This is a genomic window from Chryseobacterium sp. FW101-FHT12H09 (assembly GCF_058790395.1).
This window is the reverse complement of sequence record NZ_JBYTCP010000005.1, coordinates 354,439-378,524: the sequence shown is the minus strand read 5'-3', so window position 1 is coordinate 378,524 and position 24,086 is coordinate 354,439. Positions and strand designations below refer to the sequence as shown.

26 protein-coding genes and 2 tRNA genes are annotated in these 24,086 nt (G+C 33.6%); 14 read left to right on the top strand and 14 right to left on the bottom strand.

Annotated elements, in window-relative coordinates; genetic code table 11:
• Nucleotides 1-5 precede the first annotated feature (5 nt).
• Both AC3WRL_RS20785 and AC3WRL_RS20780 read right to left on the bottom strand, forming a co-directional pair.
• A tRNA-Gln gene (locus tag AC3WRL_RS20785) sits at nucleotides 6-76 on the bottom strand.
• A gap of 208 nt (nucleotides 77-284) precedes the next feature.
• Nucleotides 285-355: transfer RNA gene (locus AC3WRL_RS20780), tRNA-Gln, on the bottom strand.
• 99 nt (nucleotides 356-454) lie between these two features.
• Between AC3WRL_RS20780 and AC3WRL_RS20775 the strand changes: the two genes are divergently transcribed.
• From AC3WRL_RS20775 to AC3WRL_RS20760, 4 genes are all read left to right on the top strand, one after another.
• Nucleotides 455-1,471: an AMP-binding protein gene (locus tag AC3WRL_RS20775; protein WP_261509852.1), complete on the top strand. Its 1,017-nt coding sequence runs from the start codon at nucleotides 455-457 to the stop codon at nucleotides 1,469-1,471.
• Between the two features lie 24 nt (nucleotides 1,472-1,495).
• A complete protein-coding gene (gene arfB, locus AC3WRL_RS20770) occupies nucleotides 1,496-1,888 on the top strand; it encodes an alternative ribosome rescue aminoacyl-tRNA hydrolase ArfB (protein ID WP_214828178.1) in 393 nt (130 codons plus the stop codon).
• 215 nt (nucleotides 1,889-2,103) lie between these two features.
• Nucleotides 2,104-2,583, top strand: coding sequence for a hypothetical protein (locus AC3WRL_RS20765; protein ID WP_261509851.1), 480 nt, complete (start codon nucleotides 2,104-2,106; stop codon nucleotides 2,581-2,583).
• A 27-nt stretch (nucleotides 2,584-2,610) separates the two neighbouring features.
• Complete coding sequence (locus AC3WRL_RS20760; RefSeq protein ID WP_089027742.1) at nucleotides 2,611-3,585, top strand: deoxyhypusine synthase family protein; 975 nt, start codon at nucleotides 2,611-2,613, stop codon at nucleotides 3,583-3,585.
• Nucleotides 3,586-3,747: 162 nt separating this feature from the next.
• Here the strand turns inward: AC3WRL_RS20760 and AC3WRL_RS20755 are convergent, their stop codons facing one another.
• Nucleotides 3,748-3,894, bottom strand: coding sequence for a hypothetical protein (locus AC3WRL_RS20755; protein WP_261509848.1), 147 nt, complete (start codon nucleotides 3,892-3,894; stop codon nucleotides 3,748-3,750).
• 87 nt (nucleotides 3,895-3,981) lie between these two features.
• Between AC3WRL_RS20755 and AC3WRL_RS20750 the strand changes: the two genes are divergently transcribed.
• A complete protein-coding gene (locus AC3WRL_RS20750) occupies nucleotides 3,982-4,278 on the top strand; it encodes an MGMT family protein (RefSeq protein WP_214828184.1) in 297 nt (98 codons plus the stop codon).
• Nucleotides 4,279-4,280: 2 nt separating this feature from the next.
• Here AC3WRL_RS20750 and AC3WRL_RS20745 read toward each other — a convergent pair whose 3' ends face one another.
• A complete protein-coding gene (locus AC3WRL_RS20745) occupies nucleotides 4,281-4,661 on the bottom strand; it encodes a helix-turn-helix transcriptional regulator (RefSeq protein ID WP_214828187.1) in 381 nt (126 codons plus the stop codon).
• Nucleotides 4,662-4,809: 148 nt separating this feature from the next.
• On the opposite strand from AC3WRL_RS20745, the gene AC3WRL_RS20740 reads away from it, so the two are divergent.
• The 3 genes from AC3WRL_RS20740 to AC3WRL_RS20730 all read left to right on the top strand — a co-directional run bounded on the left by AC3WRL_RS20740 (nucleotide 4,810) and on the right by AC3WRL_RS20730 (nucleotide 7,045).
• Nucleotides 4,810-5,502, top strand: a complete 693-nt coding sequence (locus tag AC3WRL_RS20740; protein WP_492331152.1) for a hypothetical protein — start codon at nucleotides 4,810-4,812, stop codon at nucleotides 5,500-5,502.
• A gap of 10 nt (nucleotides 5,503-5,512) precedes the next feature.
• The gene (locus AC3WRL_RS20735) at nucleotides 5,513-5,827 is read left to right on the top strand and encodes a hypothetical protein (protein WP_214828193.1); all 315 of its coding nucleotides are present in this window, start codon (nucleotides 5,513-5,515) and stop codon (nucleotides 5,825-5,827) included.
• A 192-nt stretch (nucleotides 5,828-6,019) separates the two neighbouring features.
• Nucleotides 6,020-7,045, top strand: coding sequence for an LLM class flavin-dependent oxidoreductase (locus AC3WRL_RS20730; protein WP_492331151.1), 1,026 nt, complete (start codon nucleotides 6,020-6,022; stop codon nucleotides 7,043-7,045).
• Between the two features lie 71 nt (nucleotides 7,046-7,116).
• Here the strand turns inward: AC3WRL_RS20730 and AC3WRL_RS20725 are convergent, their stop codons facing one another.
• Together AC3WRL_RS20725 and AC3WRL_RS20720 are read right to left on the bottom strand one after the other, a co-directional pair.
• A complete protein-coding gene (locus tag AC3WRL_RS20725; RefSeq protein ID WP_492331150.1) occupies nucleotides 7,117-10,155 on the bottom strand; it encodes an AAA family ATPase in 3,039 nt (1,012 codons plus the stop codon).
• A gap of 2 nt (nucleotides 10,156-10,157) precedes the next feature.
• Complete coding sequence (locus tag AC3WRL_RS20720) at nucleotides 10,158-11,363, bottom strand: metallophosphoesterase family protein (protein ID WP_492331149.1); 1,206 nt, start codon at nucleotides 11,361-11,363, stop codon at nucleotides 10,158-10,160.
• A gap of 106 nt (nucleotides 11,364-11,469) precedes the next feature.
• On the opposite strand from AC3WRL_RS20720, the gene AC3WRL_RS20715 reads away from it, so the two are divergent.
• The 3 genes from AC3WRL_RS20715 to AC3WRL_RS20705 all read left to right on the top strand — a co-directional run bounded on the left by AC3WRL_RS20715 (nucleotide 11,470) and on the right by AC3WRL_RS20705 (nucleotide 13,188).
• Complete coding sequence (locus AC3WRL_RS20715; protein WP_214828209.1) at nucleotides 11,470-12,327, top strand: hypothetical protein; 858 nt, start codon at nucleotides 11,470-11,472, stop codon at nucleotides 12,325-12,327.
• Nucleotide 12,328: 1 nt separating this feature from the next.
• Nucleotides 12,329-12,577: a VF530 family protein gene (locus AC3WRL_RS20710; RefSeq protein WP_492331148.1), complete on the top strand. Its 249-nt coding sequence runs from the start codon at nucleotides 12,329-12,331 to the stop codon at nucleotides 12,575-12,577.
• A gap of 110 nt (nucleotides 12,578-12,687) precedes the next feature.
• Entirely contained in the window at nucleotides 12,688-13,188 is a 501-nt protein-coding gene (locus tag AC3WRL_RS20705; protein WP_214828213.1) for an FKBP-type peptidyl-prolyl cis-trans isomerase, read from the top strand.
• Between the two features lie 63 nt (nucleotides 13,189-13,251).
• On the opposite strand, the gene AC3WRL_RS20700 is transcribed toward AC3WRL_RS20705, so the two are convergent.
• Together AC3WRL_RS20700 and AC3WRL_RS20695 are read right to left on the bottom strand one after the other, a co-directional pair.
• On the bottom strand, nucleotides 13,252-13,629 hold the full coding sequence (locus tag AC3WRL_RS20700) for a YchJ family protein (protein ID WP_214828215.1): 378 nt from the start codon (nucleotides 13,627-13,629) through the stop codon (nucleotides 13,252-13,254).
• Between the two features lie 181 nt (nucleotides 13,630-13,810).
• On the bottom strand, nucleotides 13,811-15,952 hold the full coding sequence (locus AC3WRL_RS20695; protein WP_492331147.1) for a M3 family metallopeptidase: 2,142 nt from the start codon (nucleotides 15,950-15,952) through the stop codon (nucleotides 13,811-13,813).
• Nucleotides 15,953-16,179: 227 nt separating this feature from the next.
• Here AC3WRL_RS20695 and AC3WRL_RS20690 point away from each other — a divergent pair, with 227 nt between their 5' ends.
• Entirely contained in the window at nucleotides 16,180-16,995 is an 816-nt protein-coding gene (locus AC3WRL_RS20690; protein WP_214828221.1) for a head GIN domain-containing protein, read from the top strand.
• A 4-nt stretch (nucleotides 16,996-16,999) separates the two neighbouring features.
• Here AC3WRL_RS20690 and AC3WRL_RS20685 read toward each other — a convergent pair whose 3' ends face one another.
• The 6 genes from AC3WRL_RS20685 to AC3WRL_RS20660 form a co-directional block, all read right to left on the bottom strand.
• Nucleotides 17,000-18,883 (bottom strand): monovalent cation:proton antiporter-2 (CPA2) family protein, encoded by a 1,884-nt coding sequence (locus AC3WRL_RS20685; protein ID WP_214828222.1) that lies wholly within the window; start codon nucleotides 18,881-18,883, stop codon nucleotides 17,000-17,002.
• Between the two features lie 3 nt (nucleotides 18,884-18,886).
• On the bottom strand, nucleotides 18,887-19,408 hold the full coding sequence (locus AC3WRL_RS20680) for an NAD(P)H-dependent oxidoreductase (RefSeq protein ID WP_261509838.1): 522 nt from the start codon (nucleotides 19,406-19,408) through the stop codon (nucleotides 18,887-18,889).
• 115 nt (nucleotides 19,409-19,523) lie between these two features.
• Nucleotides 19,524-20,438, bottom strand: coding sequence for a hypothetical protein (locus AC3WRL_RS20675; protein ID WP_214828224.1), 915 nt, complete (start codon nucleotides 20,436-20,438; stop codon nucleotides 19,524-19,526).
• A 579-nt stretch (nucleotides 20,439-21,017) separates the two neighbouring features.
• Complete coding sequence (locus AC3WRL_RS20670; RefSeq protein ID WP_214828225.1) at nucleotides 21,018-21,824, bottom strand: TPM domain-containing protein; 807 nt, start codon at nucleotides 21,822-21,824, stop codon at nucleotides 21,018-21,020.
• Nucleotides 21,805-22,236, bottom strand: a complete 432-nt coding sequence (locus AC3WRL_RS20665; protein ID WP_214829208.1) for a TPM domain-containing protein — start codon at nucleotides 22,234-22,236, stop codon at nucleotides 21,805-21,807. The genes AC3WRL_RS20670 and AC3WRL_RS20665 overlap by 20 nt, the downstream gene beginning before the upstream one ends.
• Nucleotides 22,233-22,841, bottom strand: a complete 609-nt coding sequence (locus AC3WRL_RS20660; protein WP_214828226.1) for a LemA family protein — start codon at nucleotides 22,839-22,841, stop codon at nucleotides 22,233-22,235. The genes AC3WRL_RS20665 and AC3WRL_RS20660 overlap by 4 nt, the downstream gene beginning before the upstream one ends.
• 74 nt (nucleotides 22,842-22,915) lie before the next feature.
• Between AC3WRL_RS20660 and AC3WRL_RS20655 the strand changes: the two genes are divergently transcribed.
• Nucleotides 22,916-23,410 carry a dihydrofolate reductase gene (locus AC3WRL_RS20655; protein ID WP_492331146.1) on the top strand — a complete coding sequence of 165 codons (495 nt, stop codon included), beginning with the start codon at nucleotides 22,916-22,918 and terminating at the stop codon, nucleotides 23,408-23,410.
• Nucleotides 23,411-23,485: 75 nt separating this feature from the next.
• The gene (locus AC3WRL_RS20650) at nucleotides 23,486-24,058 is read left to right on the top strand and encodes a tetratricopeptide repeat protein (RefSeq protein ID WP_214828230.1); all 573 of its coding nucleotides are present in this window, start codon (nucleotides 23,486-23,488) and stop codon (nucleotides 24,056-24,058) included.
• Nucleotides 24,059-24,086: the final 28 nt, after the last annotated feature.

The following is a 24,086-nucleotide window of genomic DNA, read 5'->3' as shown; positions in this document are numbered from 1 at the left end:
GTTTGTAGACCCACAGGGATTCGAACCCCGACTGACGGTACCAAAAACCGGAGTGCTACCGTTACACTATGAGTCTGCGTTATTTTTTGGTGGTGCAAATTTATAAATTTTTTCCTTATATGCAAAAATCTTTGGCGAAAATTCTCTTTGTTGATCAATATAAAATAATAACAAATTGTATTTTAGTCTGTTATTGAAAGATCTTTTTTGAATTAGATTATTTATTAATGAAATTAAAGCAAACCATATGAAAAACAAAAACCACCCTTAAAAAGGATGGTTTGTAGACCCACAGGGATTCGAACCCCGACTGACGGTACCAAAAACCGGAGTGCTACCGTTACACTATGAGTCTGTTTTATTTTGGTGATGCAAATTTAAAGCTTTTTTCTATACATACAAGAACTTTTTAAACTTTTTTTTACATTTACATCACTTTTTATTTACAACAAACATGGTGATAGACTTCAATAATCTCAAAACTAATAATTTACATTCACAGACTGAATTTGAAAGAAAAGTGATTTTTTTTTTAGAAAAATGGTTGGATGATTCAAAAACGGTGGCGGTGCAAACATCGGGGTCCACCGGAGTTCCAAAGGTTTTTGAAATTGAAAAGGACAAAATGCTGAATTCCGCAATGATGACCTGTAACTTCTTACATTTGAAAACGGGAGATATAGCTTTGTTGTGCTTACCAACAGAATACATTTCCGGGAAGATGATGATTGTACGCTCATTTGAAAGAAAGATGAAGTTAATAATTGCTGAACCATCTTTACAACCGCTTAAGAATCTTGAAACAGAAATCGACTTTTGTGCCATGACTCCATTACAGGTTGAAAATTCAGTGGATAAGCTACATTTAGTTAGAAACTTAATCATTGGTGGAGCATCAGTATCAGAAAGTTTAAAGAAAAGAATCTCACATCTTACAACCCATATATTTGAAACATATGGAATGTCTGAAACCCTTTCACATATTGCTTTAAAACAATTGGCACCACAAAAGGAAGATTATTTCACTGCCTTTGAACATGTTACCATCTCTACAGATGAAAGAGGATGTCTGAAAATTTTCGCACCTAATGTGAATGGTGAGATTTTACAAACTAACGATTTAGTTGATGTTAGGAATAGAAATCAGTTTAAATTTTTGGGGAGAATTGATCATGTTATCAACACTGGTGGAGCAAAAATATTTCCTGAAGAACTGGAAGCTTTGGTGAAAAAGGAAATTCCGAATGAAGTGGTATTTATGGGAGCAGCAGATGAACTTTTAGGACAGAAACTCATTTTAGTAATTGAAGGTGAAGAATCAGATGAAATCATAAGAACGATATCAAATATCCCGTTTGAAAAAAACTTTCATAAACCCAAAAAGATTATTTTTACTCAGCAAATACCGAGAACTCCAAACGGAAAGGTTAGTCGTATTGAGCTATACAAAAAAATAAGCGATAGTTTATAACCCTTAATTTCCTAATCCATAATCATGAAAGACTTTTCCAAAGAACTTAATTTTAAAACTTCCCGAAGCAGTGGCGCAGGAGGGCAAAATGTAAACAAAGTTGAAACCGCTGTTACTGTACTTTGGCATGTTGATGACTCTGGATTTTTTGATGAGAATGAAAAGGTTTTAATTCAAAATAAATTAAAAAATAGGATCAATGCAGAGGGCTTTTTATTCTTAACGGTCTCTGAGAGCAGAGCCCAGCTAATGAATAAAAATAAAGCTATTGAAAAAATTCTAGAAATTGTAAATAAAGCTTTAATAATTCCTAAGAAAAGAGTAGCAACAAAGCCGTCAAAAGGGCAAAAGCAGAAAAGGCTTGATACTAAAAAGAAAATAGCAGATAAAAAAGAAAACCGCCGTTTTAAATTTTAATTGTTTAGTTTGACAAAAACATTATTTTTGCCGAAATATTAAAATAAATGATAAAAAAAATTACATTATTAGGGATGTTTTTTATTTCTATGTTATCTCTGGCACAGCAAAAAATTTAAATTCTTCCTTCGGTTGGATACGCATGGAGAGTTGTTAAGACCCCAACAAATATTTCACGAGATACAAAAAATTATATTAAAGGCTTAAAGAGCGGTGTGAATTTCGATATTTCAGCCTACTACAATGTGAAAGGGAATATAAATTTGGGAATAAAATATTCTAATTACAGTGCCTCAAGTAATGGAAGAATCTCTGTGCTGGATAATAATGGACAAGTTGTTTCTGCAAATGTAAGTACAAAAGATAATATCAGTTTCTTTGGGCCTGCATTTATGTATTCTAATTTCAATGATGAGTCAAAGCATAAGTTTTATTATGATGTTGCATTAGGTGCTATTACATATACTACAAAAACCGGAACAGTAAAAGGAAAAGGTTCTAACTTGGGATTAGATGCTAATTTTGCTTATCAGTATGCATTATCAAAATATTTCTTTATCGGTCCAAAAGTAGGATTGACTGCCGGAACATTGAGTAAAATGACTTTCAACGGAAACACAGTGAATTTAGGAGATGATGAAAAAGAAGGATTAACCAGACTTTCTCTAAGTGCGGCTGCAACATTCCGATTTTAAGTTTTATCTTTGCAAAAATCAAAATAAATGAACAAGCCAATTTCTGAGTTTATAGAGAAATATTACCTGCACTTCAATGCAGCTGCATTGGTGGATGCATCAAAAGGTTATGTTGCACATCTTAAAGATGGTGGAAAAATGATGATCACTTTAGCGGGAGCAATGTCAACTGCTGAATTAGGGAAAATTCTTGCTGAAATGATCCGTCAGGATAAAGTAGATTTTATCTCTTGTACAGGAGCGAACCTTGAGGAAGATTTAATGAACCTGGTTGCACATTCTCACTATGAAAGAGTTCCACATTACAGAGATCTTACACCGCAGGAAGAGTGGGACTTGTTAGAAAGAGGTTTAAACAGAGTTACAGATACTTGTATCCCTGAAGAAGAAGCTTTCAGAAGATTACAGAAACATATTGTTGAGATCTGGAAAGATGCCGAGGCAAAAGGTGAAAGGTATTTTCCACACGAATATATGTACAAAATGATTCTTTCAGGAGTTTTAGAGCAGTATTATGAGATCCCGAGAGAGAATTCATGGATGATTGCTGCCGCTGAAAAAAACCTTCCAATTGTAGTTCCAGGATGGGAAGATTCTACAATGGGGAATATTTTTGCATCTTACTGTATCAAAGGAGAACTTACAGCTACAACAATGAAGTCAGGAATTGAATACATGATGTATTTGGCAGATTGGTATACTAAAAATTCTGCTGGAAAAGGAGTTGGATTCTTCCAGATTGGTGGCGGAATTGCAGGAGATTTCCCTATTTGTGTAGTACCAATGTTATATCAGGATATGGAAATGCATGATGTGCCTTTCTGGTCTTATTTCTGTCAGATTTCTGATTCTACAACATCTTACGGTTCATATTCAGGGGCTGTTCCAAATGAGAAGATCACTTGGGGGAAACTGGATATTACAACACCTAAGTTTATCGTTGAAAGTGACGCGACAATTTGTGCACCTTTAATGTTTTCTTACATTTTAGAGAATTCTTAATCATTATTTCTCACTGATCGTGAGAAAAAAATATAAAAAACGCTTCACTTTGTTGGAGCGTTTTTTATTTGTTGGGATATGAAAAATATTCATGCAATCTGATAGATGTGGGAATAAATAAAAAAATATCAGGTTTGTAATGAGATGCAAAATAATAGGCAGCTAATCCATAGAATTAATAAGTACAAAGTATCGATAGGCCAAAATGCCTTTTTGAATCTTTGTTAGAGAGCCTGGATCTTTATCACTTAATTTAGGTAAAATCTTTTTATTGATTTTATTCAGAAGGCTGAAGAATGATTTTTTCATAACTTTATATTTTTAATGAGAAACATCATTGAAATTATTATAGTTCAAAAATGATGCAAATAATTAAATAATCTTAATATTCCTGATATGGACGAGGTTTTCAAGCAACAGATTTATGAAATAACCAGGCTTATTCCAAAAGGCCGGGTTTCTTCGTATGGAGCAATAGCAAAAGCAGTGGGTTATCCAAATCATTCCCGACATGTTGGAAAAGCCATGGGCGGTTGCCCAAAAGATGTTCCGGCACATCGGGTTATTTCAAGTTCCGGAACTTTATCGGTAAAAGAGTTTCAGCCTAAGCTTGAAGCAGAGGGTGTTGTAGTTGAGAATTTTAGAATCAAAAATTTCAAACAGCTTTTCTGGGATCCTCTTAAAGAATTGTAGACTTATTTTTTTCCTTTTAAGCTTTTAATTTCTTCATTTAATTTTCGATTTTCTTCTTTTAATAAAGAAATATATTCCTGAAGGTTCTCAACGATAGAAAGAGGAATTGTACTATTATTATATTGATAGATACCAGATGCCGAACTGTCATTAAAAACAGGATGGTCGTTATTAACTACGATTTGAGCATCATCTTCTTCATAGATCTCTTCCATGGTGACATCTAAGAAATTAGCTATTTTTTCCCATTCGGCTCGTACTATTTTCACATCCCCACTTTCCTTTCTACTATAGTTGGAGACATCGGTAGCAATGATATCAGCAATCTGCTGCTGAGTGTATCCCTTTTTCTTTCTAATCAAACGTAATTTTTCTTTTTGCATCTCGCATTTTTATACAAATATGCAAAAAAAATGTACAAATCACATGACGCGTGTACAGTAAAAACACAAAAAAGATACAATACGATGATGCACTAAGAACGTTCTTACTTTTATAGTTTTGGAAGACAACAAATAAAAACACAACACAATGAGAAAAAAATTATTTATAGTAGGAACAATGTTCCTGCTGGTTTTTCAGTCATGTTCTTCTAATGAAGATTTATCTACTGGAAAAGATTCTAATGCGGACCTAACTCAAAAAGTTTCTTTAAAGAATGGGAAATTAAGTTCAGAAGCTTTATCTAATTATGTGTCCGTTCAACTCAGCATTCAGTCTGAAATTAAAAGTATTCTTGACAATGAAAAGAATGCCAACTTTTCTGTAATTCAATCAGGAATAAATAGAATAAATACAGTCGAAGAGCTGGAAATATTGTATAAATCTGCGAAAGTTGAACATAGTAAAGAATTAATTTCTATGTATGAAAAATTAAGGGATAATAGCAAGAGTTTTAGAGATTCTAACTCAGATTTTTATTCCAAATATAATGAAGGAGAAAGAAGGAAAATGCTAACGAATGAAATAGATCAACAGCTTGGCTATAATGAAAATGGTACCCTTACAGGTAGAAGAAATTGTCATTCTGCTTTTATGACAGCTTCTAATAGATGTATGAGAGATTATGCTATAGAAATAGGTGGATCAGTTTTAGTTGGTGTATTTACTGGTGGAGTTGGTGGAGTTATTGCAGGAGGTATAGCTACCGCCCATATGGTAGTCTGTAATTCGGATGCAGAAAGTGATTATCAGGGATGTGTGAGAAATGGAGGTGGAAAATAAAATTTAAGATATGAAATTTAAATATGCTTTAATGTTTTCAGTCCTCATATTAGCTCTTACTCCTTTATTTGCAAGAGATAGCACATGGCGTATTATTTTTGAAATTTCCTGTTTTATACTATTTTTTCTGTTGGCAATTATTGCGTGGAAACGAAATGAAAGAATGGCATTTATTGCATATGTATTCTTAATACTGACGAATGGTATCCAAGTATTGGATAAAGGAGATAATTATTTTTTTGTTCAGATTATTCTTTTAATAATAATGCTTATTCTGGGAATTCTGGAATGGAGTAGAGCAAAAAATAAAAGTGGCATAGATTAACTATGCTACTTTTATTATCAAGACATGGATTTATTTTTCCTAGTATTATCTAATTATTTCAGTTGTTTTTTTATAAAGGTCAAGATTATGGATGGTAATTTCATTTAATAATCTTGATTTCCATTCTTACCATTGATCAACGTTTTTGATTTTTGATTCCTGTAATTTTGAGGTAAATTAAAAACATACAATATGGAATTAGGAATAGGAATGTTTGGTGATTTAGCTTTTGACCAGACAACAGGGAAATATAAAGATGCCGGAGTAAAAATCAGAGAAATTCTCGAACAGGTAAAATTAATGGATGAGGTAGGAATCGATGTTTTCGCAATGGGAGAACACCATCGTCCTGATTATGCTGTTTCTTCTCCTGAAATGGTATTGGCAGCAGCAGCGAGCATTACAAAAAATATTAAACTGGCAAGTGGTGTTACTGTTTTAAGTTCATCGGAACCAGTAAAAGTTTATGAAGATTTTTCAACATTAGACCTTATTTCTGATGGAAGAGCAGAAATATTTGTAGGAAGAGGCAGTTTTATTGAATCCTTTCCACTTTATGGATATTCACTGAATGATTATGAGCAACTCTTTGATGAGAAGTTAGAATTGTTGTTAAAAATAAACTCAGAAGAGAATGTTTCATGGTCAGGAAAGCTTCGTGCACCGATGCAGAATCAAACGGTCTATCCAAGAGCAAAGAATGATGGAAGGCTTCCTATATGGAGAGCTGTTGGTGGAACTCCGCAATCAGTTTTAAGTGCTGCGAAACTAGGAATGCCATTAGTCGTGGCGATTATTGGTGGAATGCCTATTCAGTTTAGAAACCTGATAGAATTCTATAAACAGGAATATCAAAATGCTGGACACGATATTTCTGAGATGCAGATCGCCATACATTCTCATACTTTTGTAAGTGATGACCAGAATGTGGTAGATGGCTATTTCAATAATTATAAGTCACAGATGGACAGGATAGGATCTTCCAGAGGTTGGGCTCCATATACTAAAGCTCAATATGATGGTGGAAGAGGTAAAGATGGTGCTTTATTTATTGGAAGTCCTGCTGAAGTTTCTGATAAGATTGCTTATATGAAGGAAATTTTTGGTATTACCAGATTTATTGGACACATGGATGTAGGGGATCCGGACCATAATTTGATGATGAAATCTATTGAATTATTTGGTCAGGAAGTATTACCTAACATTAAATCTTTATAAAACAAAGAAACTCCATTGAGCAATTCAATGGAGTTTTTTTTGATATGATATTGAAGATTGAAAAATGCTATTTAAATGATCTTAATAAGACTTCCACGCTCTTCATCTTTTACAATACTCAATGAAACGGGGATTTTTTCTTTAAGTTCTTCTACATGCGAGATAATTCCTACGATCCTGTTTTCCTTTTGGAGCCCCATCAACGTTTCAAAAACAATATTTACTGATTCCACATCCTGTGTTCCAAAACCTTCATCTATAAAAAAGAAATTTTTATCTGCTTTTGTTGTAGCCTGTACACTTTCTGCTAAAGCTAAAGCCAAACTTAATGATACCTGGAATGCCTGTCCTCCAGATAATGTTTTTACACTTCGGGTTCGTCCCTCATTCAGGTAGTCAACTATTTCAAAATCATTGTTCTCATTCAGTTGGAGACTCAGTTGATTTCTGGTCATCTTATGGAATCGTATATTTGCGTGATCGCAGAGTTGTCTTAGATAAATGGATGAAACGTACTGAACAAAACCGGCTGCTTTAAACAAGTTGGTCATCACTTTTAAATTCTCAGATCGCTTCTGAAGTTCACTGAGATTTTTCAGAAGACTTTCTTTTTTCTTAAACTCTTTTTCAAGCCTGTCAATTTCAGAAATAGTTTTAACAACAGTGTCGTTAGCTTGCTTTAATGTTGTTTCAATAATTTTAAATTGATCTTCAACAGAATGAAACTCTTCTTTGTTAAAAGAGAAATCTTTAAGCTTTACCTCTAGTTCCTGAATTCCGTTTTTTAATGTTTCAAACTCAATTCTGAACTGTTGGATTTGATTCCTTTTCTCCTGAACATGGATTTCTTCTATTAAGATATTTTGAACATCCATTAATGTAGTAAAACCTTGTTGTGCTAAAGCGAGCTGTAATGATTCTTCGTTGGAAGAAATTTCTTTTTCTAGCTCTGAAACCCTGATAGCTAGCTGATTTACAATGGTTTTTTGTTCTGCCAGTTTGGGCGCAGTTTCTTTTTCCTGATTAGTTAAAGTCTGATAATTTCTTTCAACATCAAGATTGGATTCAGCTAATTTTTGATGAAGGTCGAAAACCTCAGGATATGATTGGTCCTTATAATCATTCCAATTCAAAGTCTTTAAATTTGAACGATTGGTGTTGATCTGTTCTTCTTTTTTTGCTTCTTCCAGTTTAAATTCGTCCAAAGTTTTTTTATACTTTTCTAGGGTTTCCTGCTCTTTTTCAAGAATTTCTCTTTCCTTTAAAATCAGCTGACTGATTTGTTCCATCTGCTTTTCTATGGTAAATGACTGTTGACGTTTTAATTCAAAGTCATTTTCTTGATCAGCATTAAAATTTTCCCATATAAAATTTTGACGATGAGTTAATATCTCTTTTTGAAGCTGATTTAAAACTTCCTGCTCTGTTCGTAATTGATCTTCAAAGATCTTTTTACGATCCAGAATTTTTTCAATTTCAGAAGTCTGTTTTTGAATTTTTAAAAGTTCATTTTCGATAGATTGTATTTTTTCCTGAATATCATTGAGCTCAGTATTCACATCGTGAAATCCGACAATATTTGGATGTTCTAACGATCCGCAAAGTGGACATGATTCACCATCATGTAATTCGTTGGCAAAACGGGATAATTCATTCTGAATTTTAAGGTGGTCAAACTTTTGTGATAATTCTTTTCTGCCAATTTCTAAAGAATCTGTTTTTAGTTTAAAATCTTCTCGAAAATTTTCAGGATTGATATTAAAGGGCTTTAAGTCTTCTAAAACCTTTGTGATTAATCCCTTGTAATGAATTAGTTTTTCGGTTTGCTTGTGTTGGAGATCATTCAGATTTTTTTTGTGTACAAACCAATTTCCAACACTAATTAATAAATTAGCTTCAATTTTTTTTGGTTTTAAAGCTTCTGTCTCCTTAGTAAGATCATTTATTTTTTTTAAAGTGTTCCTTTGTTTTTCTTCAACTTCCTGCACTTTTTCAGAACCCTTCTGTGTCCTTTCTTCAAGTGTTTTTATTTCAGTCGAAAACTTCAACATTTGTAAGATCAAACCTAAATCATTTTCTTGTGTTTTTGACTGTCCTAATGCATCAAATTTAGGTTGGAGCGATAGAAGCTGTTCTCTTATTTTAGTGAAATTTTTCTCGGTTTCCGCTACATATTTTATATGGACTTCCTGCTCTTTTTGTCTTGCGGAAATTTCATGTAATAGCTTCTTTTTTTCATTTAGCAAAGGATTAAAGATTCTGAAAACAGTATCATAGATATTTGTTTTCTTTTCTAAAGCATCAATCTTTAATTTATCAGCAGATATCTTTTCAAAATCCTCTTTCTTTTGTTGTAAATTTTCAAAATCTGTTTTTAGACTTTTTAATTGCTGATATTTTTCTGAAGCTTGTTGATGCTCATTTTTTACCTGATCGTATTTTTGCTGCTCTTTTGTAAGATTTTCTTTTTGAGAATTAATCTGTTCCGCACTTATTTCCTCAAATCCTTTCAATTCACCTTGTAATTGATCCAGCTCAGATTTGTTTCTGATATTTAAAACCGAGACATTATTTTGTAAATCAAACCGTTGAAGATTAAAAATTTCCTTCATCATGCTCGTTCTTTCTGCTGCTCCCAATTCAAGGAATTCCTTAAACTGGCCTTGTGGAATAATAATTGTACGCTTAAAATTCGCATAACTTAATCCTATAATTTGCTCAGCATCAGAATGGTCGAGTGGTATCCATTTTTCATTCCTCTTTTCATAAAAAGTTACAGAGGAAGGTTTTACATCATCAAATTTTTTGGAATTTCTTTTGAAATCTCGGGTTGCACGGAATAATTTATTTTCATGGTTTATGAAATCAAATTCAATATAGGAACTGTTTGATTTCAGATTCATCATATTGTAAGCTCGTTTGTCACGCATATTCAAACGCTCCGTTTCACCATATAAAGCAAAAGAAATTGCTTCAAGGATAGATGATTTTCCGGAACCAACCGAACCAAAGATTCCGAACAATCCAGCCTCAGTAAGGTTTCTGAAATCGATAGTCTGACGTTCCTGATAAGAATATAGACCTTCTATTGTTACTTGAATTGGGATCATGATTAAGCGTTTAAAATTTCATTGAACATTTTCATTAAGTCTTCATTAGGTTGCTGTCCATTATTTTTAGATTTAAAATAATCCTGAAATAAAGATTGAATATCCTGATTCAGATTAATTTCATGAAGATGGTTTTCATTGAAATCCTGATTTTTAACCTTCGGAATCAAGTGAACGATACCATTGTGAGACTGGTAAATACGTTTTCTTTCATCTGCTTTTAAAAATGTTTCACTTTCCAGTGTCAATTCAACCAGAGTATCTTGATTTTCAAGTAACCATTCAATAGTTTTTTCTATAGAATCAAATGTTTTTCTAATGAGAGGCTTTCCATTTTTTAGAGCTACTCTTTCATATGAAACCTCTTTGTTGGGCTCTGCTTCGATAATATTGACATATTTTGTTTGTCCAGCTTCACTGAAGCTATAACATAGGGGTGAAGAAGAATATACAACAGGTTTTTCTTTTGTTCCAATATTCTGAAAACTGTGAAGATGACCCAAAGCAGTATATTGAATTTGATCAGGGATAATATCGGAATAAATAAGGTCTGCAGCTCCAATTTTAATAGGCTTTTCACCTTCAGGCTCTTCAATGAGTTCTGTGCCTCCTTTATTCATATATAAATGAGCTGTTAAAATATTGACGCCATTGGTATCACAAAATTCATCAGCAAGCTTTTTCCAGTTTTCAGCTAAAATTTTATTAAGTTCTTTCTCTTTATTCTCTCCAAAATATTCCTTTAATCGGACCTCGTTTGCATAAGGAGTATGTAAAATTCGTATTGGGAAATCTAAACCATTAAGTTGTAACTCGATCAATCCTTCAACCGAATTTGAAATCGTAAAATTTTCCAGTTCAAATGGGTTAATCTTAGCCTTTGGATGACCAATTAAAATAATTCCACATTCTCTGGCAAGTGGATCGGGAGCATCAATTAAACTTGGAGCATCATGATTTCCCGAAATAGCTATAACAGGACGCTTCCCATTTAATGATAAACGTTTTAACGTTTTATAAAACAACTCAATGGCATCAACTCTAGGGTTGAAGTTATCAAACAGGTCCCCGGCTACAATAATCAGATCTACCTTTTGTACGTCGGCTATTTGAACAATTTCATTCATAACCTGAACCTGTTCTTCCAGACGTGAAAACCGATCCAGACGTTTCCCTAAATGCCAGTCGGCAGTATGCAGAATTTTCATAACTCAAATGTAAGAAACAAAAAAGGGAAAGTGAAATTCTATTTTTTATTTTAATATTCTTGAGAATGGAATTTTTTATGAGTATTTTTGAAAAAAACTGATTTTTATGAAAAGTATTTGGATTGTTTTTTTCTTTTTATTTGGATTGTTTTTAAATGCCCAAAACCTGGAAAAAATTGTAAAAGAAGTAAAAGAAGAGGGAGTCGATCTATATAGAAGTGAAATGGCCAGTTGGTATGGAACCGATGTTTTCAAAGAGAATTATACTAACATGGAGAATGTAGGGGGGTATTTTTCTTATGTCAATGAGGCTGTTCCCAAATGTGTGTTTTTTTCCAAAAGTAATAAAGTATTAGCTACAATTTCTTTTCCTACTAATTATAATCCGCAAGACGCAAAAGTGGATTTAAATGAAAGAGATTTTACAGAAATTGAAAATGATTATTTTAAGATTAGACAAAATGCTCTTGAAAGAATTAAAAATGATACTATTTTTAAACATTATAAGAACACAAATTTAAACCTAGTTCCAATCATCAAAAACAATATCAAAAAAGTATATGTTTTAACAGGTCCTTCAATGAACAATGTGGTAATTTTTGGGAATGATTATTTGATAACTTTTAACCACGAAGGTAATGTTCGAAATGTAGAAAAGTTACATAAAGGAATTATCATTCAAAATATTAATGATGAAAAAGTAGGCAAGACAATTGCGGGAGCTCACTCTCATGTATTAGAAAATTGGTCGCTGATAACACCTACTGATATTTGTACCTTAATGCTCTATTATAAGTTTACAAAGTGGGATGATTATACAGTTATTTCCAAAGAATATGTGAGTGTATGGAATGGGAAATCTAATAATCTTTCTATTGAAAAAAAAGAGAAATTTAAGAAAGTTGCAGAGAACATCCTTAATGGCAATAGACAACAGGAAAACATTCAAAAAAGAACAGAATAATATGGAACAATCCAAAGATCCCTTACACGGCAAAAGGCTTGATGCTATGCTAGAGGAGTTAGTTGAATATTATGAAGGATTTGAAAAGTTAGGAGAGCAGATTAATATTAAATGTTTTACGGATAATCCAAGTATTAATTCTTCGTTGAAATTTTTACGTAAAACCGATTGGGCAAGAACAAAAGTTGAAAGTCTGTATCTCTTTATATTGAGACAGAAAAAAAGGAATGAAACAAAGAATAGAAAGTAGAAGATCTGATATTGCTTTAATACTCTTTTCGTATTTCTTCTCTAAATAAATCAAAATAGTATATTTGCACCGTTAATCGTGAAAAAAGACTCACGAAAAAAAGAAAAAATATGACAATCGAAAACAATCATGTTGTAGCTGTAAGTTACATACTTCACACAATCGAAGAGGATGGAAGTAAGATTCTTGTAGAAGAAACAACAGCAGAAAATCCACTTACATTTTTGCACGGTGTAGGAATGATGATCCCAAAGTTTGAGCAAAATATCCTTGGTTTAAAAGCGGGTGATAAAGCAGCTTTTACTATTCTGCCTGAAGAAGCTTATGGTGACAGACAACCGGATGCTATAGCACAATTACCAGTTGATATGTTTAATGAATCTGGTCTTCCACCTGTTGGAGCTATTTTGCCTTTGTCTGATAATCAAGGGAATAATTTTCAAGCATTGGTAGTTGAAGTAACGCCAGAAGTTGTAATAGCTGACCTTAACCATCCGATGGCTGGAAAAGTTTTAGATTTCCAGGTGGAAATTTTAAACACACGTCCCGCTACAGAAGAAGAATTAGCACATGGTCATCCTCATGGAATTGACGGAACAGATGCTCATTAAAAATAATAGAATGTCCGATTTTTTCGGACATTTTTTTTAATATCAATATTGTTGATGATTATTTTAATCTAAAAATTTTCCAGAAACATAATACCAGCGGTCATGCATTTTCTGAAAAACAGAAAACTCATGATGAACTTGTGGGTTTCCATCCTGATCTGTATAATAAGCCTTAAATTCAACATGATTTAAAGCTGGAGTTTGGACAATTTCTAATTTTGTCCATTCATTAATTTCACCCCATTCCTGCAAATCTTTTTTGTTATGCAACTTGCGCTTTCCAGGTAGAGTGGTTTCCATTAAATATTCTCCATTAGGAATAGCAAATGCAGAAAATCGGGAACGCATTAAAGCTTCTGCTGTTGGAGCATGTTTTTCTCCTGTATGATAAGGCTTACAACATTGTTCATATGATTTTCCAGAGCAACAGGGACAATTCATTTATTTATTTTTTAAAACACAAAAATCACGAATTTTTATCACAAATACCAAAGTTTTTGTTCTATTAATTAAAATTTCATTTGAATCAATGGGATAATTTCTGTGCTTATACGTGAATTTATTTGGACCATGTATGTTTAAAAACAAAAAAAGCATCCAACTTAATGAATGCTCTAAAAATTTATTTTATAAACCCTCTGTTTCTCAATAAAGGTTTAATATCCGGATCATGTCCTGTAAAATCTCTAAATGCCTGATTCAAATCTACAGAGTTTCCTACAGAAAGAATGTATTTTCTGAAACGGTCTCCGTTTTCTCTTGTTAATCCACCATTATTCTCAATCCATTCCCAAGCATCATTATCTAGTGTTTCAGACCATAAGTAAGCATAATATCCTGCTGAATATCCACCACCCCAAATATGTGCAAAATAAGGGGTATGGTATCTTGGCGGAACGGTTGCCAAGTTAAATCCATGTTTTTCTAAAGATTGTTTTTCAAAATCGAGAACTGGGATCAACTGGCTTTCATTCGTTACAGTATGCCAATCCATATCAAGTTCTGCCGCAGAAACCAATTCTGTTGTCATATAACCTTGATTGAAAGTTCCAGCTTTTTTTATCTTATCAACTAATGCTTGTGGTATAGGCTGTTTAGTTTCATAATGAAGTGCATAGTTTTTTAGAATAATAGGATCTAATGCCCAATGCTCATTAATCTGTGAAGGAAACTCTACAAAATCTCTTGGTACATTAGTTCCTGAAAGAGAAGGATATTTTTGACTTGCAAACATTCCGTGAATAGAGTGGCCAAACTCATGAAACATAGTGGAAACATCATCATAACTAATTAAAGATGGTTTTCCAGGAGCTGGTTTTTGATAGTTATAGCAATTGACAATGACTGGTTTTGTTCCCAAGAGGTAAGACTGTTCAACAAAATTACTCATCCATGCACCACCATTTTTAGAATCTCTGGTATAGAAATCTAAATAATAAATGGCAATTGATTTTCCGTCATGGTCGAAAACTTCATAAGTTACAACGTCAGGATGATAGGTTGGAAGATCTGTTCTTTTTTTGAAAGTAAGACCATAGAATTTTTCGGCAGCATAGAAAACTCCTTTTTCTAAAACAGTTGTTACTTCAAAATAGGGTTTGATCTGGTTTTCATCTAGATCAAATTTTGCCTTTCTTACCTGTTCAGCATAGAAAGTCCAGTCCCAGGGCTCTACTTTGAAACCTCCTTTTTGTTGATCAATTAAATCCTGGATATCTTTTGCCTCTCGTCTTGCTGTTTCTACAGCAGGAGTTGCAATCTGATTCATTAATTTGGTAGCTGCTTCAGGAGTCTTTGCCATCTGATCCTGCAGTTTCCATTCTGCGAAGCTCTTTTTACCTAAGATCTGGGCTTTTTTAAGTCTTAATTTAGCAAGTTTTTCAATTGTCTCTCTCGTATCATTGGCATCTCCTTTTTCAGCTCTTAACCATGAAGCTTTAAAAAGCTTTTCTCTGGTAGCTCTGTTTTTTAGGTTTTGTAATAAAGGTTGTTGAGTGGTATTTTGTAATGCTAACAGATATTTTCCAGGTTGTCCTGCTGTTTTTGCATCTGTTGCTGCCGCTTCAATTTCATCAGGAGAAAGCCCATCAAGTTCTTTAGCGTCTGAAAAGAAAACACCACCTTGCTTTCTAGCTTCTAACAATTTATTTGAATATTGAGTAGAAAGTGAGGCTAGCTCTTGGTTTACTTGCTTTAATTTCTCTTTATCTGCAGCAGAAAGATTAGCACCTGCAATTTCAAAATTCTGCTTATAGAATTGTAATAATCTTTTACTTTCAGAATCTAAGCCATCTTCTTTAATGGCCTTTATCCTTTTATAAAGATTATCATTAAGATACATTTTATCAGAGTGAGCTGCCAGAATTGGAGCATATTCCTCATCTAAAGCTTGTAATGTGGGGTTTGTATTTGCACCTGTTAAGTTTGAAAATACAGTCAATGCTCTTTTTAAAACTTCGCCACTCTTTTCTAAAGCGACGACCGTGTTTTCAAAAGTAGGTGCTGCTGAGTTGTTAGCAATTGTAATGATTTCAGCATCGTGCTGTTTTAATCCGAAATCAAAAGCCGGTTTAAAGTCTTCATTTTTAATTTTATCAAATTCGGGAGCCTCATACTGAAGTTTGCTTTTCTTCATAAAAGGGTTTGACGAAAGAGAAGAATCTGGGACAGGAATTTCCTGTTGAGTATCGGTTTTTTTCATTGTTGTACAAGAGTAGTTAAATGCCAAAGCAGAAATTAATAATACCGATGAAATATTTTTCATAAAATTAGTTATTATTGAAGGATAAAGATATTAAAAACTAATGTATTGACACGAAAGTCTTTATTGAAAAGATTAAAAAGAGTGTGCAGGAAAATCTGTTTTGATGGGAATTGGCAGTGCTTCTAATTTCGAAAATGAATATAATTATCCAGACGGTTGTAATATTTTTTATACATTAGTTGTTATTAATATAGAATACTTAAACTTAATTTATAAAATTGATACATATGAAAAAAACGACTCTTTTTATCTTTTCAGCTTTCGTGGTATTAGCCTCGTGTAATGAAAAACATGATAGAAAATACAAAGAAAAAAGTGATTGGGTGTCTACTGTAACAGACAAAGATCACGGACCTACAAGGGAAAAGGAATTTAAAGGTGACTTTGATGAAATAGAGGTTTCTCAGGCTATTGATGCACAAATTATAAAATCTGAAACAGAAAGAGTGGTTATTTCAGCACCTGAAAATATTATTAATGAAATTCTTGTAGATAATAGTGGTGGAAAACTTCATATTCATTATAAGCCAGGAATCAGAGTAATGAATTCAAGTAATGTAAGTGCAAAAATTTACACTAAAGACTTTACTAAGCTTGCAGCAAATTCTGCGGGAAAAATTACAGTTAAAGATAAGTTTGTTCAGGAAAAGACAGATATAGAAATATCCAGTGCCGGAAGTATTACCGGAGACCTGGAAGCTAATGATTTTGAAATTTCTGCTGGTAGCAGCAGTAGCTTTGAAGGTAAAATCTGGGCTGTTGACTTAGATGTTGACGCTTCTTCTGCGGCAAGTATTTCAATATCAGGAAAATCTAAAAATGCCACGATTACTTCCTCTTCAGGAAGTAGTATTTCTGCTGAGAATGTTGTTGCAGACAATGTAAAAGCTGAAGCTTCAAGTGGAGCAAATGTTGAAATAAGTGTAACATCAAAAATTGATGCTAACGCTTCTTCAGGTGGAAGTATTGATGTACATAAAAAAGGGAATGTTACTGCTGTAAACAAAGAGGAAAGCAGTGGCGGAAGTGTAAATATACACTAAGGAATTAATTTTCAGGATCTTCTTCTTCTTCTTCAACAGTTGTAGAGCCTTCCCAATCTTTATTATCAAAACTAAGATTATCAAATGCCAATAGCTCCTCCTCTCTTTGGAGGAGTTCTTTTGTGGTAAAAAGGAGTATTTCATCTTCTTCTTTTATTTTCGCCAGCCTTCTTATAGAGGCTTTATCAATAGCCATAAATCTTTGACCGAGTCGTCTTGCTGCATATTTTCTCATACCTGTTTCATGAAGAACATCAATAGCCATATCTACGGCTGTGCCTAATGTTTCACGGTAGATATTATCAATACCGTTGTTTAGGTAACTGTACGCATCAATTCTATTTTTTGCCCTTACAAAAATTTTAACGGTCGGATAGTGTTCACGAACAAGATCAGCAATGAACATATTATCATTCGCATCATCAAGACAGAGAACCAATACTTCAGCATCTTCAATTCCAGCGGCTCTTAAGATAGGAATTCTGGTAGCATCCCCGTAATACACTTTAAAGCCATAACTTCTTAATAACTTTACCCGATCAGAATCTCTGTCCAAAACAGTTGCTGTAATTTTATTGGCTTTTAATAACCTCCCCACTGTACTTCCAAAATGACCAAAACCAACAATGATAATTTTCTTTTGAGTGACATTACTGTCGAGAATATTAAAATCATGTTCACCTTCTGGCTCTTTCTTAATGAATTTAGGGGTAAGAAATTTATCGTTTAAAATTAGAAGGAACGGAGTGATACACATTGTAATCGCGGTTACAGCCATCATTTGAGCATTTAGTTCAGGACTTAAAAGATAAAGATCCGAGGCGTAGTTCAGGAGAACGAAAGAGAACTCTCCAACTTGCGAAAGAGCAAACGCATAAAATAAACTTTGCGGTGTATCAATTTTGAAAAATTTTCCGATCGCATATAAGACAACAAACTTTATCATTAAAACGGCAAATACAGTGCTGAAAATAAATATGGGATCCTGTTGAATAATATTGAAATTCATTGTAGATCCTACACTCACAAAAAAGACAGCCAATAATAAACCCTTAAATGGATCTATCTGTGCTTCAAGTTCGTGTCTAAACTCACTATTAGCTAACATAACTCCTGCAAGGAAAGCTCCTAGTGCTGGAGATAAACCTATAGCGATCATTAGTTCTGAAACTCCAATAACCAGAAATAGAGAAGAAGCAGTTAACAATTCCGTCATTCCTGATTTTGAAACATACCTTAAAAACGGAACAAATACGTATCTTCCCAATAAGATAAGAAAAGCTACTCCAAATAATACGGTAGCTGCTTGCAACCATTCAGGCAGTTTTTGAATGATTATTTGTATTTCATTATCATGACTTCTCGCTTTATAATGTGCTATAAGAGGAAGTATGGCAAGGATTGGAATTACCGCAATATCCTGAAATAATAAAGTGGAGAAAGAAGCTTCACCGGCCATTGTTTTCAGGTTATTCTTTTCCTGTAAAGTCTGCAGAACAATAGCGGTAGATGACAGTGCAAAACACATGGCCACAGCCGCCGCTTTATCAATTCTCCATCCTACAGCAATGAAAACCAAAATGAGCAAAGAAATGGTAAGAAGCATCTGGGTTAATCCCAGTCCGATAATTTTTTTTCGCATTTCCCAGAACTTTCTGGGTTCCAGTTCTAATCCGACTAAAAATAAAAGCATGATCACTCCAAACTCACTGGCATGCATAATATCATTTACATTCTTTCCTGTGAGTTTAAGAACATAAGGGCCAATAATTATTCCTCCAGCAATGTATCCAATTACGGAACTGAGTCCAAATTTCCTCGCCAGTGGAACCATAATAATGGCTACACCAAGGAATAATAATGTGTTCATTGCTAAAGAAGATTCCATATTCTATTGATTCAGTAGTTCCATAAATTCTTTTTTATGCAGAATAATTTCCTTTTTTGTCAGTTTATTAGCTTCATAGACGATCTTGATATTTTTGATATTGGCTTTGAAAACATTTAAAGAAACAATTAATCCACTTATAAGTTCATCTATAGTGTATTTATAAGTTCCTGTTTTTGTAAAAGATCTTTCTTTCCCTCCTGTGGTTACTAAAATGTGCACCTCTTTTCCTTCCAATGGATTATACTCGCCCTCTTTTAACCAGTCGCGGTCAAAAACTTCATCAATCCATAACCTTAGTAGTGGAGGCATTCCAAACCAGATGATCGGAAATTGAAAAATAAAACGATCATAATTATTCAGTCTTTTTCTTTCTCTGAAGGCAGCGATATGAAAGTCTGGATAATCCTCATAAAGATCACGTAGGGTAAAATGCTGGTGGCGAACATAGAAGTTGATAAGCTCTACATTCGAGTTAGAATGTTCCAGGTAAGGATGTGCAAAAACCACTAATGTCTTTTTCAAAATGTGCTCTTTCTGTAAATTTAAAAAGATTTTTTTACAATAATGGATTGATTTCTAGGTAATGTAAAAAAAGACTACAACGATTGTTATAGTCTTTTCATTCTAAATAGCTATTCTAATTGCTGGGTTTAAATACTGTCCAGTTAAACCCGTCACTCACAAGCATTACAGTCTTGGTTTTGCTGGGATCACTGTCGCTTCCAATCATCGAGAAATTTGTATTTCCTCCAATTTTTGAAGCATCAATAATTTGACCTACAAGAGTAGTAATTTGAGCAGTAATTGTTGTAATATTTCGTACAAAAATTATAGCACCAGGAGCAGTTTTAGGGCTTGGTAAAATGTAATTATCATTTTGTGCAGCTGGTTGTAGACTTACTACAGTGCTTGTTATTTGTGCCCCACTACTTATTAAGGTTTGAGGGGTTGAACTTATAACACCATTTACTTCAAGCCTTGATTTTGCAGTTCTTATTGTAGGATCTACACCAATTCCCATATTTCCATTGTTGTCAATAGATGAATTATAGTGATTAGTGTAATTCCCTGTATTAGTAGTAGAGGTTCCAAACCAAATTTCTCCCCCTGCATTCCTTCCTGTTCTCATTACAACAGAAGATATCAGGTTGGGTTTTGTGAAATTCTGATTATAGGCATATCCTTCAAAAGCAGTGATACTTCTGGATGTTCCTACAGTCTGCGGAGTAATTGGAGTGCCATCAAAAAGTGTATTATGGTAAGCGATTGCCTGGCCTTTATTACCATTGGTAAATAGACCAATATTTACATCTGCATTTCCATTTCCTACCATGGTTAGGAGATCTATTGGAGTTGTTGTTCCTATCCCTACCTTTCCATCTTTAGTAACAACAAAATCATTTAGTTGCTGCATGAAATTTGCTGTAGTGCCATTATCCCTATTACCATCGATATGAAACATTGCTTTTGGATCACTTGTATTTACTCCTACCTGAGCTGTTACAAGCAATGGAAATAATAATGCTGAGATTCTGAAAATTTTCTTTTTCATCTTAAATAATTTTTTGTGTTTTTTATTATATGAAATTCTTCGGAGATTTCACTTCTTTCAAAAATATCAATTTTTTTTTAAAATCCCTCATTCGTGAATATTTTTTACAATAGAAATTAATTGAATTAAACATCTTGGTTGAGATTTTCTAGTACTGTAAATGTTTTACCTAGAATAAATTTAATATTTTTAAAATCTTTGTAATTAGGGATTACGATATGTGATTCACAGCTTATTGCCCGACAAATTATGTTGTAACAGAAACTAAATTATTCTTTAAGGGATTTGTCTTTGAGGACATGAAAAAAAGTATAAGAATTACCCCAAAAGCAAAAGCCTCTAAGACCAGAAGACCTTAGAAGCTTTTATATTTAAATTTTATAAAAAGATATAGGATTTGTTAAATATATTAATATTCATAGAAACAGTATTGAGAATCAGTATGGATAACTTCATTCTCCTTTAATGAAAGTATTTTCTCAATGATGATTCCAAGAATTGGAAAAGGAAATATATTTGTTGAAAGATCATCACTAATTGATGTATTCTAATACTTTATTGTATGTGTTTCCCTTTATCTTACCATCCTCCTGAAGCGCCACCGCCGCCGAAACTTCCACCGCCTCCAAAGCCTCCAAATCCACCGCCTCCGGAGCTTCCACCTCCAAAACCACCACCTCCAAAACTGCCTGGGAAAGGAAAGAATCCACCAGGATAATTTCTACGACCTCTTCTTGTAAGGATCACATCATCGTCGTCATTATTATTTCCGCCACCACCACCTCTGTTTCCAAAGAGTATAGCGAGGATAATAAATATCACGAAGGCAATGATGAGTACTTTAAATGCTTTTGTATTCCCGCCACCGGAGGGTTCATTGATGGGTTTAAACTTTCCCTGTACCGCCTCCATAATGGCTGAGGTTCCCCTGTTAATGCCTTCGTACCAAAGTCCTTGTTTGAAGTTAGGAGTTACGAGATAATCCAATATTTGCCCTGAAACAGAAGCTGTCAGGTATTGTTCAACTGCTCTTCCTTGCTGTATAGACATTGTTCTGTCCTGGGTAGCAATAAGAAATACAATACCATTATCCACTCCTTTTTTGCCAATTCCCCATTTTTCACCAAACATTGTTGCCAGAAAATTGACATCCTGTCCTTTGGTACTTGGAATGATGATTACTTCAATTTCCGTTGATGTTGAATCAGCAAACTTAATTAGTTTATTATTTAGAGCATCTTTTTCCTGCTGTGAAAGCAAGTTGGCTTCATCATAAACAGGATATAAAACAGTTGGTTTTTTAGGTATAGTATATTGTGCTGATACAAAGCTGTAAAAGCAAATAAATAGAAATGAAAATACTATTTTAAGAGAATGTAATTTCATTGGGAAGTTCGTTGTGATTTTCTCCTTTTACAGGAAAATACTTTTTAAGTTCAAGACCGGTTTCCAGAATAGCACTTTTCAATGCCTTATGATAGTTTCCTTTTGCAAATTCAGAAGTGATAAAATCATGGAGATGGTCCCAGTAATATTGCTGCACCTTCTCATGAATTCCAACATCCCCAATAATCGTAAGATATTTTTGTTCGAAATTGACATGAAAGAGTACTGCATTTCTTTCGGCGGTTTTATGCATATCCAGTTTTTTAAAAACTTCTAACGCCGTTCCGGCGTTCTGAGTCTCTGTATTGGAATCTATATGCACTCTGATCTCGCCTGTAGAATTTTCTTCCGCAGATTTAATAGCTTCCACGAGGGAAGCTATTTGCTGATTTGTTAGGAAATTGCTCATTATTCAGAGAAAACATCAGGTGCTTTACTCGCTCCTGCTTCCGCCTTGAAGTATGGTTTTTCTTTAAAGTTTGTAAAATTCGCCAAAATATTATTTGGGAAAGTTTTAATTGATGTATTATAATCCTTAGCAGCATCGTTAAAATAAACAGTTTCTGATCTGATACTGTTTTCGATTGCAGTATATTCTCTTTGGAAATTAATATATTGTTGATCAGCTTTCAGGTTAGGATAAGATTCTACGACAGCCATTAATCTGCTTAATGCTCCGGATAATTCTCCCTGTGCAGCTTGGAATTTTGCAAGATCTGCTTCTGTCATATTGGTAGGGTCAATATTGATAGATGTCGCTTTAGAACGAGCTTCAACAACTTTAGTTAAAGTCTCTTGTTCAAATTTTGAATACGATTTTACCGTTCTTTCAAGATTAGGAATTAAGTTGGCTCTTTTCTGATATACAGTTTCTACGTTAGACCATTTGCTATTGACATTTTGTTCTTTTGTAACGAAACTATTATATCCGCTTTTTCCCCAGAAGAAGATGACAGCAACAATGATAAGGAGAGCGATGCCAATTGTTCCAGCGCTCAGACAGCCTTTATTTTTCATAGTTTATTTTTTTTAAATTTTTTGTGCTAATCAAATATACAAATTATGTGCTAATTTTGCAGAAAATAATTTGAATGACAACAATAGTGGTAGCCATGGGAGAGAAGAATGAAATTGGTTTTGAAAACCAGTTACTTTGGCATCTTCCTAAAGATTTAAAGCACTTTAAAGATTTAACCTCGGAGCATCCGATTATCATGGGAAGAAAGACTTACGAAAGTATTGGAAAACCACTTCCTAATCGTACCAATATTGTTATTTCACGTAAAAAAAATTGGTTTGAAGAAGGGATTCTAATTGTTGGAAGTATTAAAGAAGCGGTAAAGTTTGCTAAGAAAATTGATGAAAATGTCTTTATTATCGGAGGTGGAAATATCTATGAACAGACCATGGATATTGCAGACAGGCTTGAAGTGACTTTAGTGAAAGCGGATTTAAAAGCTGACACATTCTTTCCAAAAATAGATGGAAGATTGTGGAGCAAAACAAGTGAGATCTGCCATGATAAAGATGAAAAAAATCAGTATGATTTCTGCTTTCAAACTTATGAAAAAATTAAAAATGAATAGTTGTAAGAATTCAGACAGCTAACCTCTAGCTTCTAACCTCTAAATTTTTTATCTTTGCACTTCTAAATTTTAATAATGAACAAGTATATAAAAATTGTAATCGCAGCACTTCTTATCATCGCGGGTCTTTATTTGATGATCTTCACAAGAAGTTTAGGCTGGGGAATCGTAGTATTTCTTCTAGCAGCATTGCCTATTTTTCTTTTCTTTAAAAATGAATACATCCTTTTGGCATTCTGGCAATTGAGAAAACAAAATATGCAGAAAGCGGTGACATATTTAGATCATATCACGAACTATCCAAGCCAGCTTCATAAATCTCAATATGGATATTTTCACTATCTTCAGGGATTAACTTTAGCTCAGGAACACCCTACAAAAGTAGAACCTTTAATGAAGAAAGCTCTTGAATATGGTTTGAATATGAAACATGATAGAGCAATGGCTACGTTGAATCTTGCAGCTTCTGCAATTTCTAAAGGAAGAAAACAGGAAGGGCAAAAACTATTGGAAGAAGCTAAAAGACTTGATAGTGCAGGAATGATGACGGATCAGATCAAAATGATGAAAGATCAGTTGAAAATGCCAACAATGCAAAAGCATATGCATAATCCTAATATGAGACAGAGAGGAGGAAAAATAAGATAATTTACTCAAAATTTAAAAATATAAAAAG